General features: G+C 40.9%; 15 protein-coding genes. 1 reads left to right on the top strand and 14 read right to left on the bottom strand.

The genetic code is table 11. The features are described from left to right. Positions 1-5 precede the first annotated feature (5 nt). The 14 genes from STO1_RS04325 to gyrA form a co-directional block, all read right to left on the bottom strand. Positions 6-437, bottom strand: coding sequence for an arginine repressor (locus STO1_RS04325; RefSeq protein ID WP_001034390.1), 432 nt, complete (start codon positions 435-437; stop codon positions 6-8). Next, positions 430-1,245 carry a TlyA family RNA methyltransferase gene (locus STO1_RS04320; protein ID WP_096422095.1) on the bottom strand — a complete coding sequence of 272 codons (816 nt, stop codon included), beginning with the start codon at positions 1,243-1,245 and terminating at the stop codon, positions 430-432. The genes STO1_RS04325 and STO1_RS04320 overlap by 8 nt, the downstream gene beginning before the upstream one ends. Further along, the gene (locus STO1_RS04315) at positions 1,238-2,113 is read right to left on the bottom strand and encodes a polyprenyl synthetase family protein (protein WP_096422093.1); all 876 of its coding nucleotides are present in this window, start codon (positions 2,111-2,113) and stop codon (positions 1,238-1,240) included. Before STO1_RS04315 ends, STO1_RS04320 begins: the two co-directional genes overlap by 8 nt. After that, the gene (locus STO1_RS04310; RefSeq protein WP_084944567.1) at positions 2,110-2,322 is read right to left on the bottom strand and encodes an exodeoxyribonuclease VII small subunit; all 213 of its coding nucleotides are present in this window, start codon (positions 2,320-2,322) and stop codon (positions 2,110-2,112) included. Before STO1_RS04310 ends, STO1_RS04315 begins: the two co-directional genes overlap by 4 nt. Continuing rightward, entirely contained in the window at positions 2,300-3,640 is a 1,341-nt protein-coding gene (gene xseA, locus STO1_RS04305; protein ID WP_096422091.1) for an exodeoxyribonuclease VII large subunit, read from the bottom strand. The genes STO1_RS04310 and xseA overlap by 23 nt, the downstream gene beginning before the upstream one ends. A gap of 128 nt (positions 3,641-3,768) precedes the next feature. Next, a complete protein-coding gene (udk, locus tag STO1_RS04300; RefSeq protein WP_001181369.1) occupies positions 3,769-4,407 on the bottom strand; it encodes a uridine kinase in 639 nt (212 codons plus the stop codon). 112 nt (positions 4,408-4,519) lie between these two features. Next, complete coding sequence (gene truB, locus STO1_RS04295) at positions 4,520-5,398, bottom strand: tRNA pseudouridine(55) synthase TruB (RefSeq protein ID WP_096422984.1); 879 nt, start codon at positions 5,396-5,398, stop codon at positions 4,520-4,522. A 119-nt stretch (positions 5,399-5,517) separates the two neighbouring features. Further along, positions 5,518-5,895: an SdpI family protein gene (locus STO1_RS04290; protein WP_000506904.1), complete on the bottom strand. Its 378-nt coding sequence runs from the start codon at positions 5,893-5,895 to the stop codon at positions 5,518-5,520. An 86-nt stretch (positions 5,896-5,981) separates the two neighbouring features. Then, complete coding sequence (locus STO1_RS04285; RefSeq protein ID WP_096422089.1) at positions 5,982-6,893, bottom strand: hypothetical protein; 912 nt, start codon at positions 6,891-6,893, stop codon at positions 5,982-5,984. A gap of 6 nt (positions 6,894-6,899) precedes the next feature. Then, positions 6,900-8,174 (bottom strand): DUF2130 domain-containing protein, encoded by a 1,275-nt coding sequence (locus STO1_RS04280; protein WP_096422087.1) that lies wholly within the window; start codon positions 8,172-8,174, stop codon positions 6,900-6,902. Between the two features lie 94 nt (positions 8,175-8,268). Then, positions 8,269-9,549: an O-acetylhomoserine aminocarboxypropyltransferase/cysteine synthase family protein gene (locus STO1_RS04275; RefSeq protein ID WP_096422085.1), complete on the bottom strand. Its 1,281-nt coding sequence runs from the start codon at positions 9,547-9,549 to the stop codon at positions 8,269-8,271. A gap of 150 nt (positions 9,550-9,699) precedes the next feature. After that, positions 9,700-10,497, bottom strand: coding sequence for a formate/nitrite transporter family protein (locus STO1_RS04270; RefSeq protein WP_000254787.1), 798 nt, complete (start codon positions 10,495-10,497; stop codon positions 9,700-9,702). 204 nt (positions 10,498-10,701) lie between these two features. Continuing rightward, a complete protein-coding gene (locus STO1_RS04265) occupies positions 10,702-11,457 on the bottom strand; it encodes a class A sortase (RefSeq protein WP_045617298.1) in 756 nt (251 codons plus the stop codon). Then, positions 11,457-13,925 carry a DNA gyrase subunit A gene (gyrA, locus tag STO1_RS04260; RefSeq protein ID WP_096422083.1) on the bottom strand — a complete coding sequence of 823 codons (2,469 nt, stop codon included), beginning with the start codon at positions 13,923-13,925 and terminating at the stop codon, positions 11,457-11,459. The genes STO1_RS04265 and gyrA overlap by 1 nt, the downstream gene beginning before the upstream one ends. Positions 13,926-14,119: 194 nt before the next feature. On the opposite strand from gyrA, the gene STO1_RS04255 reads away from it, so the two are divergent. Beyond that, positions 14,120-15,106, top strand: coding sequence for an L-lactate dehydrogenase (locus STO1_RS04255; protein ID WP_000204722.1), 987 nt, complete (start codon positions 14,120-14,122; stop codon positions 15,104-15,106). Positions 15,107-15,267: the final 161 nt, after the last annotated feature.

The raw sequence follows: 15,267 nt of genomic DNA, 5'->3' as shown, positions 1-15,267 counted from the left end.
CTGACCTACCATTTTTTGACTTGTTCAACAATTTCTTCAGCTGCCTCTGCTGTTCTAGCTACAATTAAGATAGAATCATCATCAGCTAGACAGCTAAAAATCTGTTCAGAAAATGCTTCAACCAACTGACTCTTCACAAAAATAGTATTTCCAGGAATGACAGCAAGGTTGATCATATTTCCCATTAGCTCGGAACTCACAATATTGTCCTCAGCCAACTGCAAACTTTTGACGATTGATTTTGGCAACTCATAGATATATGTGTTGTTCTTCAAAGGAATTTTAACAATACCAAGCTCCTTGATGTCCCTTGAGACAGTGGCCTGCGTAGCAGAAATACCTGCTTCCTTCAAATGCTCAACGATTTCTTCCTGAGTCCCGATTTGGTAATCCGTAACAAATCTTCTAATTTTTTCAAGTCTCTCTTTTTTATTCATCTTTAAATTCTCTATGTGCTCTCTCTACAACTTTTTCTATTTCAGGGGCAACTTGATTACTTGCTCCCTCTTCCTTTTTCAAATATGCCAGAAATTCGATGTTTCCATGTCCACCTTGGATGGGAGAAAAGTCCAAACCAAGCACTGAAAAACCTTGCTTAACTGCCATAGCAGTGACATATTCAAGGACAGTTTGATGAACCTTGGCATCACGAATAATCCCATTTTTCCCAATCTGCTCACGACCTGCTTCAAATTGGGGCTTAACCAGAGCCACGACCTGACCTTGATCAGCCAAGACACGGTGCAATGCTGGTAGAATCAAACTTAGGGAAATGAAACTCACATCAATACTGGCAAAGCTCGGTTCCTGCTCAAAATCAGTCTTTTCAGCGTAACGAAAATTAAACTGCTCCATGCTGACAACCCGTGGGTCTTGACGTAATTTCCAAGCCAACTGATTGGTGCCAACATCGACTGCAAAGACTAACTCAGCACTATTCTGTAGCATCACATCAGTAAAGCCACCAGTAGATGCTCCTATATCAATCGTAGTTGCCCCTTCCACTGACAATTCAAAGACCTGCAAAGCCTTTTCCAGTTTCAAACCACCTCGGCTGACATACTTGAGTTTTTCACCCTTGAGTTTTAACTCAGTATCATCTGGGATTTTCTCTCCTGGTTTGTCAAAACGCTCTCCATTAAGAACAGCCACAACAAGCCCTGCCATAACACCCCGCTTGGCTTGTTCACGTGTTTCAAACAAGCCCTGCTTATAAGCTAGTACATCCACTCTTTCCTTAGCCATTGATTCTCAAACTTTCTACTACTTTCACAATCGATTCTGTTTCAAAGGGAACCTGCTGGGCAATTTCTTCTAATTTTTCATTAGCTTGATCCAAAGTTTCGTTACAAAAGGCAATGGCATCTTGCAAGCCCAACAAGGCAGGATAGGTTGATTTTTCAGCTTGTAAATCCTTTTGTGGTGTTTTGCCGATTTCCTCAAAACTAGCTGTCACATCCAGTACATCATCTCTGACTTGAAAGGCCAGCCCAATCAATTCACCCACAGTTTTCAGTTTTACTTGGATTTCTGGTTCTAATTCAGCTATGATAGCAGCTGCTTGGAAGGGATAAGCTAGTAATTTCCCAGTCTTATTGGCATGAATGGTCTGGAGTTCTGCCAAAGACAAGTGCTGACGTTCACCCTCCATGTCCAGAACCTGCCCTGCCACCATGCCCAGACTACCTGACGCAAGGGATAATTTGGCTATCAAGTCCACCTTGATCTGACTTGGTAAATCTGCCCGCGCTATCAAGGCATAGGGGTCTAGGAACAAAGCATCACCTGCCAAAATGGCCATAGCTTCGCCAAATTTCTTATGATTTGTCAAGCGTCCCCGACGATAATCGTCGTCATCCATAGCAGGAAGGTCATCGTGGATCAAGCTTCCTGTATGAATCATTTCCAAGGCCGCTGCCACTTGAGCATGTGCTGGTTGGATAACTACTTGCAAGGCTTCCAGAACTTCTAACAAGAGAAAAGGCCGAATACGCTTGCCACCAGCATGAATGGAATAGAGAACGGACTCTCGCAAACTAGAGGCAAACTGCTGGTCTCCATAAAAATTTTCCAAAGCCGACTCAACAAGAGCTAATTTTTCTTGCTTCTTCATTCAAAATCACTTTCTGTTCCGTCTTCTTGCATGACCTTAACCAAGGTCTTTTCAGCCTTGTCCAGCGTCGCTTGGAGCTCTTTTGACAAAACCATGCCCTTTTGAAAGGCCGCAATCGCATCTTCTAGAGCGATTTCGCCATTTTCTAAACTTTGGACAATGGACTCAAGTTCTGCTAGATTATCCTCAAATTTCTTTTGTTTTGACATCTTTAACCTCTAATTCTACTTGACCATCTCGCATCAAAAGCGTCACTTGGTCTTTTTTCTTCAACTTCTCAACCGAATCCACAACTGACTCTTCTTTTTTGACAATTGCATAGCCACGCGCCACGATCCGACTGGTATCCAACATCAGCAGAGCTTCTGAAAGTCGCTTCACTTCAGCAACTTTAGCATCATAAACCAACGCCATTTGGCTACGTAAGAGCTTATCCAACTGGCTTAAGCGATCCTGATAGCGTTGGATTTTGGTAACAGGTGATAATTGGACTAGTTGATGCGTCCTTGCTTGAACTAGCTGGTTGCTATCAGAAATTCGTGTTCGCAAACTTTGTTTTAAGCGCAGTTGTAGTTGATCTAATCGTTGCAAATAACCATCATACAAGCGCTCTGGCTGTCTAAAGATGACTGACTGACTGCATTTTTTCAAAGCTTCTTTTTTTCTTGACAGGACATTCTGAACTGCTGTCGCCATCCGCTTTTCTTGATTTTGCAAATGGGTCAACACATCCAACTTAGTCACAGGCGTTGCCAATTCAGCCGCAGCTGTTGGCGTCGCAGCTCGACGATCGGCCACAAAGTCTGCCAAGGTCACATCCGTCTCATGACCAACACTAGAGATGATGGGCAAACGGGATTCAAAAATAGCCCGTACCACAATTTCTTCGTTAAAGGCCCAGAGATCCTCGATGGAACCACCACCACGACCAATGATGAGAACATCTAGGTCCTCACGTTGATTGGCACGCGCAATATTTCGAGCAATTTCCTCAGCAGCTTCATCACCCTGCACCTTTGTCGGATAGAGAAGGATATCAACACCTGGAAAACGTCTGCTGACGGTCGTGATAATATCCTGAATAACAGCACCACTGCGACTGGTTACTACACCAATTCTCTTAGCAAACTGGGGAAGAGGTTGCTTGAACCGTTCTTGAAAAAGACCTTCTTCCGTTAGTTTTTTCTTTAGTTGTTCAAACTGAATCGCAAGAGCCCCAACTCCATCAGGTTCAGCCTTCTCAATGATGATGGAGTAGCTCCCGCTCGGCTCATAAACCTGAACTCGCCCAATCACATTGATCTTCATTCCTTCTTCGAGGTCGAAGCCTAATTTCTGGTAAATCCCTGACCAGATGGTCGCTTGAATGACTGCGTGGTCATCTTTTAGGGAGAAATATTGGTGTGTAGGTCGTTTACGAAAGTTGGAAACTTGACCAGTTAAATAGACCCGTTCCAAGTAAGGGTCTTTATCGAATTTCATTTTCAGATACTTGGTCAAAGTTGTTACTGATAAATACTTTTCCATCTCCACCTACTATTCATTTTCTTGCTTTTCCATGGGTATTATTATACCAAAAATATGATTAAAAATCTCCTTTTACATACCGAAACGAAAGGAAAAATAGAAAAAGGAGGCCAAGCCTCCTCATCTGATTATTTGCTGTTACGAGCTTCTTCCAAAATCTTTGCAATCTTGGTTGTCAAAAGGTCAATAGCGACTGTATTGCTAACTCCCTCAGGAATGACGATATCCGCATAGCGCTTGGTCGGCTCGATGAACTGGTGATACATAGGTTTAACCACACCCAAATACTGATCAATAACGCTATCTAGACTACGGCCACGCTCTTCCATATCACGCTTGATCCGACGAATAATGCGCACATCATCATCCGTATCCACAAAAATCTTGATATCCATCAAATCGCGCAGACGCTTGTCCTCCAAGACCAAAATTCCCTCAACGATAAAGACATCTTGAGGCTCCTGACGATAGGTCTTGCTGCTCCGTGTATGCGCTGTATAGTCATAAGTTGGAATGTCCACCGGACGCCCTGCCAACAATTCCTTTATCTGCTCAATCATCAAGTCTGTATCAAAAGCAAAAGGATGATCGTAGTTGGTTTTGACACGCTCTTCAAAGGTCAAGTGAGACTGATCCTTGTAATATGAATCATGCTCAATCATGGAAATCTTTTCATCAGGAAAATGCGATAAAATGGCTCTTGAAACACTGGTCTTACCACCACCAGAACCACCTGTCACTCCGATAATGATTGGTCTATTTTGCATGCTATCCTCCGTTTTTTTATCCGTCGTCTATTCTATCATATTTTTTTCAAAATTTATAGTCTGATTTGGATAGTCTAGGGGGAAACGATTCCATCCCCACACTCTAGTTAAACTAGCTAAAAACCTTCCTTGGTTTGTAAAAATTGTCCCTTTTTTCTAGAATGGCTAGCAATTTATCCCCCTCAAAGGCAGCCAGTTCTTGATCTGTTTGGTCTAGCTTGATAAAACGACCAAAGCGCACTTCTGTAGCCTCTTCTGGACTTAGGAAAACTTTGACAAGATCCCCCGTTCCAATTTCAAGAGGATGGAGAAAGTCCAGCTGACCAGCCTCCACTTTTTCAGCAATTTCGTCCAAGGTAAGAGCATCCTCCAGTTGTAACCCTGCAGCACTAGTCCGTGTCAGATGGGACATATGGGCCGCGTAACCAAGCTTTTCTCCCAAGTCAACTGACAAGGTACGGATATAAGTTCCCTTACTGCATTTCACACGAAAAGTAAAACGTACAAGTTCGCCTTCATAAGAAATCGGACTCGTCCTCTCAAATTGATAAATAGTCACCTGACGTTCTGGGCGCTCCACTTCCTGACCTGCACGCGCATACTCATAGAGCTTACGACCATTGACCTTGACAGCCGAGTACATAGGTGGAATCTGAGTAATAGACCCAGTCAGACTCGCAATCGCTTCATCGACAAGCTTTTCATCCAAGGGCGACAAAACAAGAGTCTCTGCGACCACTTCCCCACTAGCATCCTCGGTCGTCGTTGAATAGCCCAGAGTAATCTCTCCCTCATAGACCTTGCCCTCGTCCTGCATAAATTCGACCATACGGGTTGCCTTGCCAACCGCGATTGGCAGAACTCCCACTACATCCGGATCCAAGGTCCCACCATGACCAATCTTCTTGGTTCCCAAAATCTTACGCAGTTTAAAAACCGCGTCATGCGAGGTCATCCCCGCTTCTTTTTTTAAGTTGATAATACCGTTCATGTGTTGCTTTCTGATTTCATTCATGAAATATCTTCTTCAAGAATTGTAATGTAATTATCTTTTGTAACAAATGTAACAAAAGATTTGCTGCTTTTCTTCTAGTGATGGATATACCTCGTTTATTTCCTTCTCCCGTTTTCATCAAAGTTTTTCTTCAATGCAATCTCTGTTGAAATCATCGCGCCAACTAAAGGGATTGTCTGAATCATCGTGATAATAAAGCCAACAGTACTCATTGTCTCCGTTCCCTTTTCAAAAACAATGGCCATGGCAATCACGGAGAGAGGCGCTGAAAGTAGTCCGCAAAGATACCATACTTTCCCAAAATATTGATTCGCAAACTTCCATGTTTCTTCATTCCTCATGGACCTTTTTGTTCGGTATCCGAATACATAATTGATTTCTTTCGGTGTTCTCCTGAAAAATAGCCAGCCAAATAAAAGCATAGTTAACGGAATAAGTAAAACTACGATTAGCATGAATATCCTAAATCCCATTTAAATTCCCTCCATTACTTTTACCTCTAAATGATAGATTCCGATCATGTCAGCAATCTGCTTGTCTTTTTGATCGATTTGATCCACTAGTTGAGTACGTTCACGCTCAAAATCATCGCGCAATTGCTCAATTTTACTTTGTAGCATTTTTTTACACGTGCGCTAGAACGTGCTATCCTATCAAATACATTTCTTACAAATCGCCCATTTGCATTTTTATTTTCAGGATTGTTACTATGTAATTCTAAATATTTTTTTAATGTTTCTTTTGCAGAATCATGCAAAATGTATTTATCATTTAATCTTTTTTCGTTTATAGCTTTAAGATTTCGTTTTTCGGAATCTGAAATATCCTTCTTGTCAATTTTTTTATTAGCTCTTTCAACTTGTTCTTTTAGATTTTTTTCTCTTACTTCTCTATCCTTTATATACTCGCTATTAGATTTTGCACCTTTACTTTTATTAAGTGATTCATTAGTTGCTGCTAAATTTTCCTTTTTGTTTGCTAAATCTGCAGTATCTATATCAGCAATCTTTCTCCAAGAATTTTCAAAAATTTGTTTACGTGCTACAACGTGATCCAAATTTGCGTTTTCATTTAATTTTAAAGTTTTTCCAGTATATTCATCCTTTAAATTTCCAGATTTTTGCTTTTCTTTCATAGCATTATTTGCATCAGTATACCTTTTATCTTTCATTATTTTAGCACCCTCTTCTTTTGTATAACCATTAGGATGTTTATCGTTATACTGCTTAAGAAGCGTATCACTTGTCATATCTAAACCAATTTGATTCCCGAATTGATTCCAAATTTCATCTAAAATAACATCTCCTAATTTATCGGGTGAACTAATTACTTTACAATCTACTTCTAATTTCTCAAGATTAGAAAACTCCATTGTAAATTGCTGTTCTAACAGTTCTTCTAACTCATCATAGTTTAAATTTTCGGACTCATTTACTTCTTCAGTATTCAATACTAATAATTCATTTTCCACTGCTTTCTACTCCCCCCTCAATGCTTCGAACTTGGCTTTCATAGTTGGATTTTTACGAGTTAGTTTTTTAACTGAAACATCTTCCAATTTGTTATTGGCGAGGCGGAGTTGGTTTTCGGATGTGGTTAGGAATTTCTTAACCTCTTCCATGCGTTTGATGGCCTTATCAATTTCGTCGATGGCTTTACCAAAGTTAGTTGAAGCTGAATTGTAGTTCTTGGCAAAGGCTAGTTTAAAGGCATCCAAATCTTCCTCAAAATGCGTGATATCGATATTCTGCTCGCGAACCAAGGCCAACTCCTGCTTGTACTTGAGAGAATTAAGCGCCGCATTACGCAAAAGCCCAATCAACTGAATAAAGAATTGAGGACGGACCACATACATCTTTTCATACTCGTGACTGACGTCAACAATCCCTGTGTTAAAGTAATCGTTATCTGCTTCTAACATGGTCACCAACACAGCATACTCACAGTTCTTTTCCCGACGGTCCTTGTCTAATTCCTTGTAAAAATCGGCATTCTTGTGCTTCTTCTCTGTTCCATCCGCTTCATTTTTCATTTCAAACATGATGGAAATAATTTCCACTCCATTTTCATCACATTCACGGAAGATAAAGTCTCCCTTAGATCCACGCGCAGAGACCTTGTTATCCTTCTCAAAGTAGGCATTTGGAAAGGCAAAACTACGAACCTTGTTAAACTCACTCTCTGCATACTGTTCCAGACTTTCACCGATAGCTTTTGTGGATTGTTGGGCTTTGAAATTCTTATAAAATTCGACTTGCTCACTGGCTGCCTTAAGCTGGGCTTCGTAATTCTGCTTAACAGAAGCCAAAGATAACTCATTTTCCTTTTCTTGCAAGAGGAGCTGATTTTTGACCTGATCACGCTCTCTTTCTAAATCAGAGAGAGTCTTTTGGAGTTGGTTTTCATGCTCTAAACGCAAGGTGGCCAATTGGCTTTCCAAGGCCTGCACTTCCTTTTCCTTTGCTAATAAGGCCTCATGGCTTGTCTGTTCCACTTCTTTCTTAGCTAACTCTTTCTCTATATCAAAGTTTTGGATTTGACTCTGCAGTTGCGCGATTTCTTGGTCTTTTTGAGCCAGTTTAGACTGTTGCTCATTCATGGCCTTTTGCTCAGCCAAGGCCAGCTCCTGCTTCATTCGATCGTGTAATTCCTTATCAAACTCAGCTGTTCTCACTTGGGATAAAAGTTCGGCATACTGACTTTCATTTACTGTAAAGACTTCCCCACAGTTGGGACATTTGATTTCGTTCATAACCTTCCTCTTTCTAGACTTCTGTAACCATTATATCATGCCTGAGGGAAAATCAAAAACAGCGAGTCGAAACCCACTGTTTATATCTGTTACTTTAAATTTTTTCCAAGGCCAAACGCAAATCTTCAATCAAATCCTCTACATTTTCAAGACCGATAGACAAGCGGATTTGGTTTGGTGTGACACCTGCTGCTTCTAGATCTTTTTCTGACAACTGACCGTGAGTGGTTGTCGCAGGATGGACAACAAGAGATTTGGCATCTGCCACGTTTGCAAGGTCAGAGAAGATTTCCAAATTATCAATTACCTCGCGAGCTTCTGCCTCTCCGCCTTTAACATGGAAGGTAAAGATTGAACCAACACCTTTTGGCAAATATTTCTCAGCCAAGGCATGATATGGACTGTCAGCTAGTTTTGGATAATTTACCTTCTCTACCTTAGGATGATTTACAAGGAAATCAACAATTTTCTCTGCATTTTGCACGTGACGTTCCACACGAAGAGAGAGAGTTTCAAGCCCTTGAAGCAAGAGAAAGGCATTAAATGGCGACAAGGCAGCACCTGTATCACGAAGCAATTGAACACGAACAGCGATAATAAAGGCTGCCGCACCCACATCACGAGTATAGCTCAAGTTATGGTAACTTGGGTCTTCCTCAACAAATTGAGGGAATTTCCCTGAAGCCTCCCAGTCAAAACGACCACTATCAACAATCACTCCACCAATAGTCGTACCATGCCCACCGATAAACTTAGTTGCTGAGTGAATGGAAATATCTACACCGTGAGAGAAGACGTTAATCAAATATGGTGTGGCAAAAGTGTTGTCCGAAACGAGAGGAATCTGGTGTTTATGCGCAATCTCAGCCAATTTTTCCAAGTCAGGAATGTTAATCAAGGGATTCCCCAAGGTTTCAATCAAGACAAGCTTTGTATTGTCATTGATAGCTGCTTCCACTTCTTCCAAATTATCCACATCTACAAAGGTAGTTGTGATTCCATAACGAGGAAGGGTTTCTTTCAAGAGATTGAAAGTACCACCGTAAATAGTTGACGCAGCCACCACATGGTCACCTGCGTGAGCAAGCGCCAAAATAGTGTAGGTTATAGCAGCCATACCTGATGCTGTCGCTAGTGCTCCAACACCACCTTCAAGAGCTGCGATTCTTTCTTCAAATGCCGCTGTTGTAGGGTTGGTAATACGAGTATAGATATTGCCAGGTTTTCTCAAAGCAAACAAATCGGCACCTTCTTGCGTGTCATCAAAAACGAAGGATGTAGTTTGATAAATCGGTACTGCACGAGATTTAGTAGCTGGATCAACTACTTGCCCAGCATGTAATTGTAGGGTTTCAAATTTAAAATCACGAGTCATATGACGACCTCCAAATAGCTTCATTAGGGATATTGTATCATCTTAGGCTAGTCTTTTCCAATACTGTTTTTCTATATTTTGATATAAGGAACAACTATGACTAGTCATACACATCAAACAAAAAAGCACGATTAACTCGTGCTCATTTCTTTAATCGACATAAGTATCTTCGTTTTTATTGAGGAAGGCGTAAGGCAAGCCCATCAAGAGACCTCCTCCGATAAAGTTTCCGACAAAGGTTACACCCCAGTGACGAAGAATATTAGGTATGTCAAAATTAGCAATTGAATCTGCTGCAACACTAAACTTAACAATCGCAAAAGAAGCAAAGTTCGCAGCAATGTGTTCGTTTGTTAAGAATACAAACATGTAAATTGCTGACAAAACAAGCCAAAGTTTAGCCCCACCGTCTTTCACCAAAACAAATGAAAGAATGGCAATGTTTACAAAGATATTGGCTAAAATACCTTCAAGTAAGACTAACTCATTGGAACGACCTAACTTCATCTCTACAACCCCTGAAATGAAGCTATCATGTGTTAGATTTGCATAGGCTGCTGAGTGGGCAAAGCCCCAACCTGCTATCAAAGCTCCGATAAGGTTGAACAAGGTACAGTAAAGTAAAATCTCAGCTGTTTTTCTCCAAGAGATTTTTTTCAAGAAACTACCAGCTGTCAAAAACATCATATTTGAAGTTACCAGCTCAGCATTCAAGAAAACAATGTAGGCCAATCCCCAAGCAAAAACAAATGGGAAAAGGAAGCGTCCACTGCCTGGTGCGATCTTATTAATCAAGTCAGCCCCAACTGCGCCCGCAGCCGTACTAAATGTTAAAAAGGCACCTGCAAACATGGAACGAATCGCATACTTAAACTTACTTTGGCTATAAAGACTTTCTTTCTTCTTACAAGCAAATTCAATCTTTGAGATAAATTCTGAAGAGACCATAGAAAACTCCTAAAACTTTTTATTTGTGATAATTATAACATATTTTTAGTTTTCTAGAAAGCGTTTTCTGCAAAAATCTAAAAATTTTGTTTCAACTATTTCACATATAATACTCCTCATTCTTTCTCTTAGAGATTTTCCAACATCTACTTTTCTTTATATAAAAACCAGTAAAACAAATGGTTTCACTGGTTTTTTTCAAACTTAATATCGTTGTCTATACGGTTGATTAAAGGCCTTCAAAATATCTTCAGATGTATCCGAATAGGCTTTTGATTCTTTAAAAATCCCTTTTACAATAATTCGTTCGGTTGCATCATAGTCTACACAGGTTACCAAGGTGATTTCTTTCACGCCATCACGATCTTCGATTTCATCTACACGGTCTGGTGTAACACGTTTTACTTCTGTAATCTCATAAGTATAAACTTTATCCTTATCCGTCAGATAAATTTTCATACCTGCTTTGGCATTGACCAAAGGTGAGAAGAGCATTTGACTGGCATTTTCAGCAGTAAAGATATGGTGACTGGCTAGAGAATAGTTCCCTTCTCCCATTTTTTGATCTGGTTTCATGGTCCCTGCTCCATAGAACAGGTTTACATTATCCAAACCTTTAAAAATCGGTAAGTTTATCTCCACTTCAGGAATAGCAATCCCACCGATAACTGGAAGCTTTTGGGCATCCCATTGTGAAGCAAGAACAGCTTCAGATGAAATGGACTTTACAGAGTCAAAATCAAAATTCCCTTCGGATTTCAGGTTTTCATCAATATTTTCCTTGGTCACTTGATTGACTTGGTATTTATTGGTATTCCATACCAAAAAGAGATCACGAATCTTTGAATTAAAAATCAAAGCTAGCGATAAAAGAATTAAGAAACCCGCTAAAATATTGATAAATAGATTTCTGCGCTTATTTTTCTTACTCTTTTTATTTTTCGTTCTTCTATGAGACATTATGCTTCACCTTCTGTTTCAATTTCAGTCCCAACTTCTTCTTTTTCTGCCGCAGCAACCGTTGTAAAGGTCACAATCTTAGCATCCTGATCTAGACGCATCACCTTAACTCCCATAGTTGAGCGTCCAGTTTGTGAAATATTGGCAACGTTTGTACGGATCATGACACCTGTATCTGTGATAATCATCAGGTCTTCATCCCCCTTAACAGTGAGGAGACCTGCCAGAGGACCATTCTTCTCAGCAACATTGGCTGTCTTCATCCCTTTACCACCACGGCCTTTGGTAGGATATTCCGTAGCAAGTGTACGTTTACCATATCCTTTTTCAGTGATGATAAGAACCTCATCTTGGTTTGTAATCACACTAGCACCAACTACTGTGTCTCCCTCACGAAGATTGACTCCTCGAACACCTGTCGCGATACGACTCATGCCACGAACAGCTGATTGATTAAAGCGAACAGCATAACCAAACTTGGTACCAATGATAATATCTGTATCTTCTTCTGTCAGCAAGACATTAATCAATTCGTCTTCATCCTTGAGATTCAAGGCTTTAAGTCCATTTTGACGAATATTAGCGAACTCTTTAACACTGGTTCGTTTCACGATACCGTGACGAGTTGTAAAGAAGAGATAGGCGTCATCACTACGTTCAGACTCAACGTTGATGATGGTCTGAATACTCTCACCTTCGTCCAACTTCAAAAGATTAACAACTGGCAAGCCCTTAGCGGTACGACCGTATTCAGGGATTTCATAACCTTTAAGTCGGTATACGCGCCCTTTATTGGTAAAGAAGAGCAAATGATCATGGGTGCTGGTTGAAACCAACTCACGCACAAAGTCATCATCCTTAACTCCCGTACCTTGAACTCCACGGCCACCACGTTTTTGTGCGGTAAACTCACCTTGGTCCAAACGTTTGATATAGCCCTTGTTAGATAGGGTAATCAAGACATCAGTTTCTTCAATCAAATCTTCATCTTCAAGAGTTAAGACTTCTCCAATCATCAACTCCGTACGACGCTTGTCTCCAAACTTGCGTTTAACTTCGTCCAATTCCTCTTTGATAATTTGAGCCACGCGCTCAGGTTTGGCAAGAATATCAGCCAAATCTGCAATCAAGGCAATCAACTCATCATATTCAGACTGAATCTTATCACGTTCCAATCCTGTCAAACGACGAAGACGCATATCAAGGATAGCTTGACTTTGGCGTTCAGAAAGCTTGAACTTGCTCATCAACTCAGCTTGCGCTTCCGCATCCGTTTCACTAGCACGGATAATACGAATCACTTCATCAATGTGATCCAGAGCGATTAAAAGACCTTCTAAGATGTGCGCACGCGCTTCTGCTTTTTCCTTGTCAAAACGAGTACGGCGAACAACCACTTCTTTTTGGTGCTCGATATAAGCATCCAAAATTTGACGAAGGGACAAGATTTTTGGCACGCCATTTTGAATCGCCAACATGTTGAAACCAAAATTGGTTTGCATCTGGGTCATCTTGAAGAGGTTGTTAAGGATAACGTTGGCAGAGGCGTCGCGTTTAACCTCGATTACAAAGCGAACGCCTTCACGGTTGGATTCATCACGTACAGCTGTAATGCCCTCAATTCGTTTTTCTTGCGCCAAACGAACGATATGCTCATGGACCTTGGTTTTATTGACCATATAAGGAAATTCTGTTACCACGATGCGCTCACGTCCTGTCTTAGTCGTCTCAATCTCCGTTCGAGAACGGAGGACAATCGAACCTTTACCAGTCTCATAAGCCTTATGGATACCTGATTTCCCCATGACAAGAGCACCAGTCGGAAAATCTGGACCAGGCAAGACTTCCATCAAGTCCTTAGTCGTCACTTCAGGATTGTCCATAACCAACTTCACTGCATCAATGGTTTCACCCAAGTTGTGAGGTGGGATATTGGTTGCCATCCCAACAGCGATACCAGTTGCCCCATTGACCAAAAGGTTTGGAAAACGAGCCGGCAAGACCAAGGGTTCACGCTCATTGGCATCGTAGTTGTCTACGAAATCAACTGTGTTTTTATTGATGTCACGAAGCATTTCAAGAGCAATCTTGCTCATACGTGCTTCTGTGTAACGCTGTGCGGCGGCACCATCCCCGTCCATGGAACCAAAGTTTCCATGTCCATCGACAAGCATGTAACGGTAGCTCCACCACTGAGCCATACGAACCATGGCTTCATAAATAGATAAATCCCCGTGTGGGTGGTATTTACCCATAACATCCCCTGTAATACGGGCTGATTTTTTATGAGGTTTGTCTGGTGTAACACCTAGTTCATTCATTCCGTAAAGAATACGGCGGTGAACAGGTTTTAAACCGTCTCGAACATCAGGAAGAGCCCGCGCAACGATAACACTCATGGCGTAATCGATAAAGCTGGTCTTCATCTCCTTTGTCAGATTGACATTCACTAAATTTCTATCCTGCATTAATAAATGCCTCATTTCACTATTAGTAATTAGATATATTATACCATAATTTGTCCTTCATTTCAGTCTTTGAAAACCACTAAAACGTTTACATCGATAACCGAATAGAATATTCGTGACAAAGCTTTTTAAAAGTGATAGAATGAAAGTGTCTGGGGATTCCCCTAAAAAAAAATGAAGGAGATGTTTAGATAATGACTTCAACTAAACAACACAAAAAAGTGATCCTTGTTGGTGACGGTGCCGTAGGTTCATCTTACGCTTTCGCACTTGTTAACCAAGGAATTGCACAAGAGCTTGGAATTATCGAAATTCCACAATTGCACGAAAAAGCTGTTGGTGATGCGCTTGACCTTAGCCACGCCCTTGCCTTCACTTCACCTAAAAAAATCTATGCTGCTCAATACTCTGACTGTGCAGACGCTGACCTTGTTGTTATCACTGCAGGTGCTCCTCAAAAACCAGGTGAAACTCGTCTTGACCTTGTAGGTAAAAACTTGGCTATCAACAAATCAATCGTAACACAAGTTGTTGAATCAGGTTTCGATGGTATCTTCCTTGTTGCAGCTAACCCAGTTGACGTTTTGACTTACTCAACTTGGAAATTCTCTGGATTCCCTAAAGAACGTGTTATCGGTTCAGGTACTTCACTTGACTCAGCACGTTTCCGTCAAGCACTTGCTGAAAAATTGGATGTCGATGCTCGTTCCGTTCACGCCTACATCATGGGTGAACACGGAGATTCTGAGTTTGCGGTTTGGTCACACGCTAACATCGCTGGTGTAAACCTTGAAGAATTCCTTAAAGATACTCAAAACGTTCAAGAAGCTGAATTGATTGAATTGTTCGAAGGTGTTCGTGACGCTGCCTACACAATCATCAATAAAAAAGGAGCTACATACTACGGTATCGCAGTAGCGCTTGCTCGTATCACAAAAGCAATCCTTGATGACGAAAATGCAGTACTTCCACTTTCAGTCTTCCAAGAAGGTCAATACGGTGTTAAAAACGTCTTTATCGGTCAACCAGCTGTTGTTGGTGCACACGGTATCGTTCGTCCAGTAAACATCCCATTGAACGACGCTGAAACTCAAAAAATGCAAGCATCTGCCAAAGAATTGCAAGCTATCATTGATGAAGCATGGAAAAACCCTGAATTCCAAGCAGCTTCTAAAAACTAATGAAAAGAAGGTTCTCAAATATGGGAACCTTTTTTCTTTTACTGTAAAGGCTTAAACCCTATTTTTCAAAAGACTACTTATCTCAGAAGTTATATATCATATCAAAGACTCAGTTGAAAAACACCTAAATTTATACATATATAACTAAAGAAATGAAATCA

Source organism: Streptococcus oralis subsp. tigurinus (assembly GCF_002356415.1).
Classification (GTDB): Bacteria; Bacillota; Bacilli; order Lactobacillales; family Streptococcaceae; genus Streptococcus; species Streptococcus oralis_F.
This window is presented reverse-complemented; position numbering and strand designations above follow the sequence as displayed.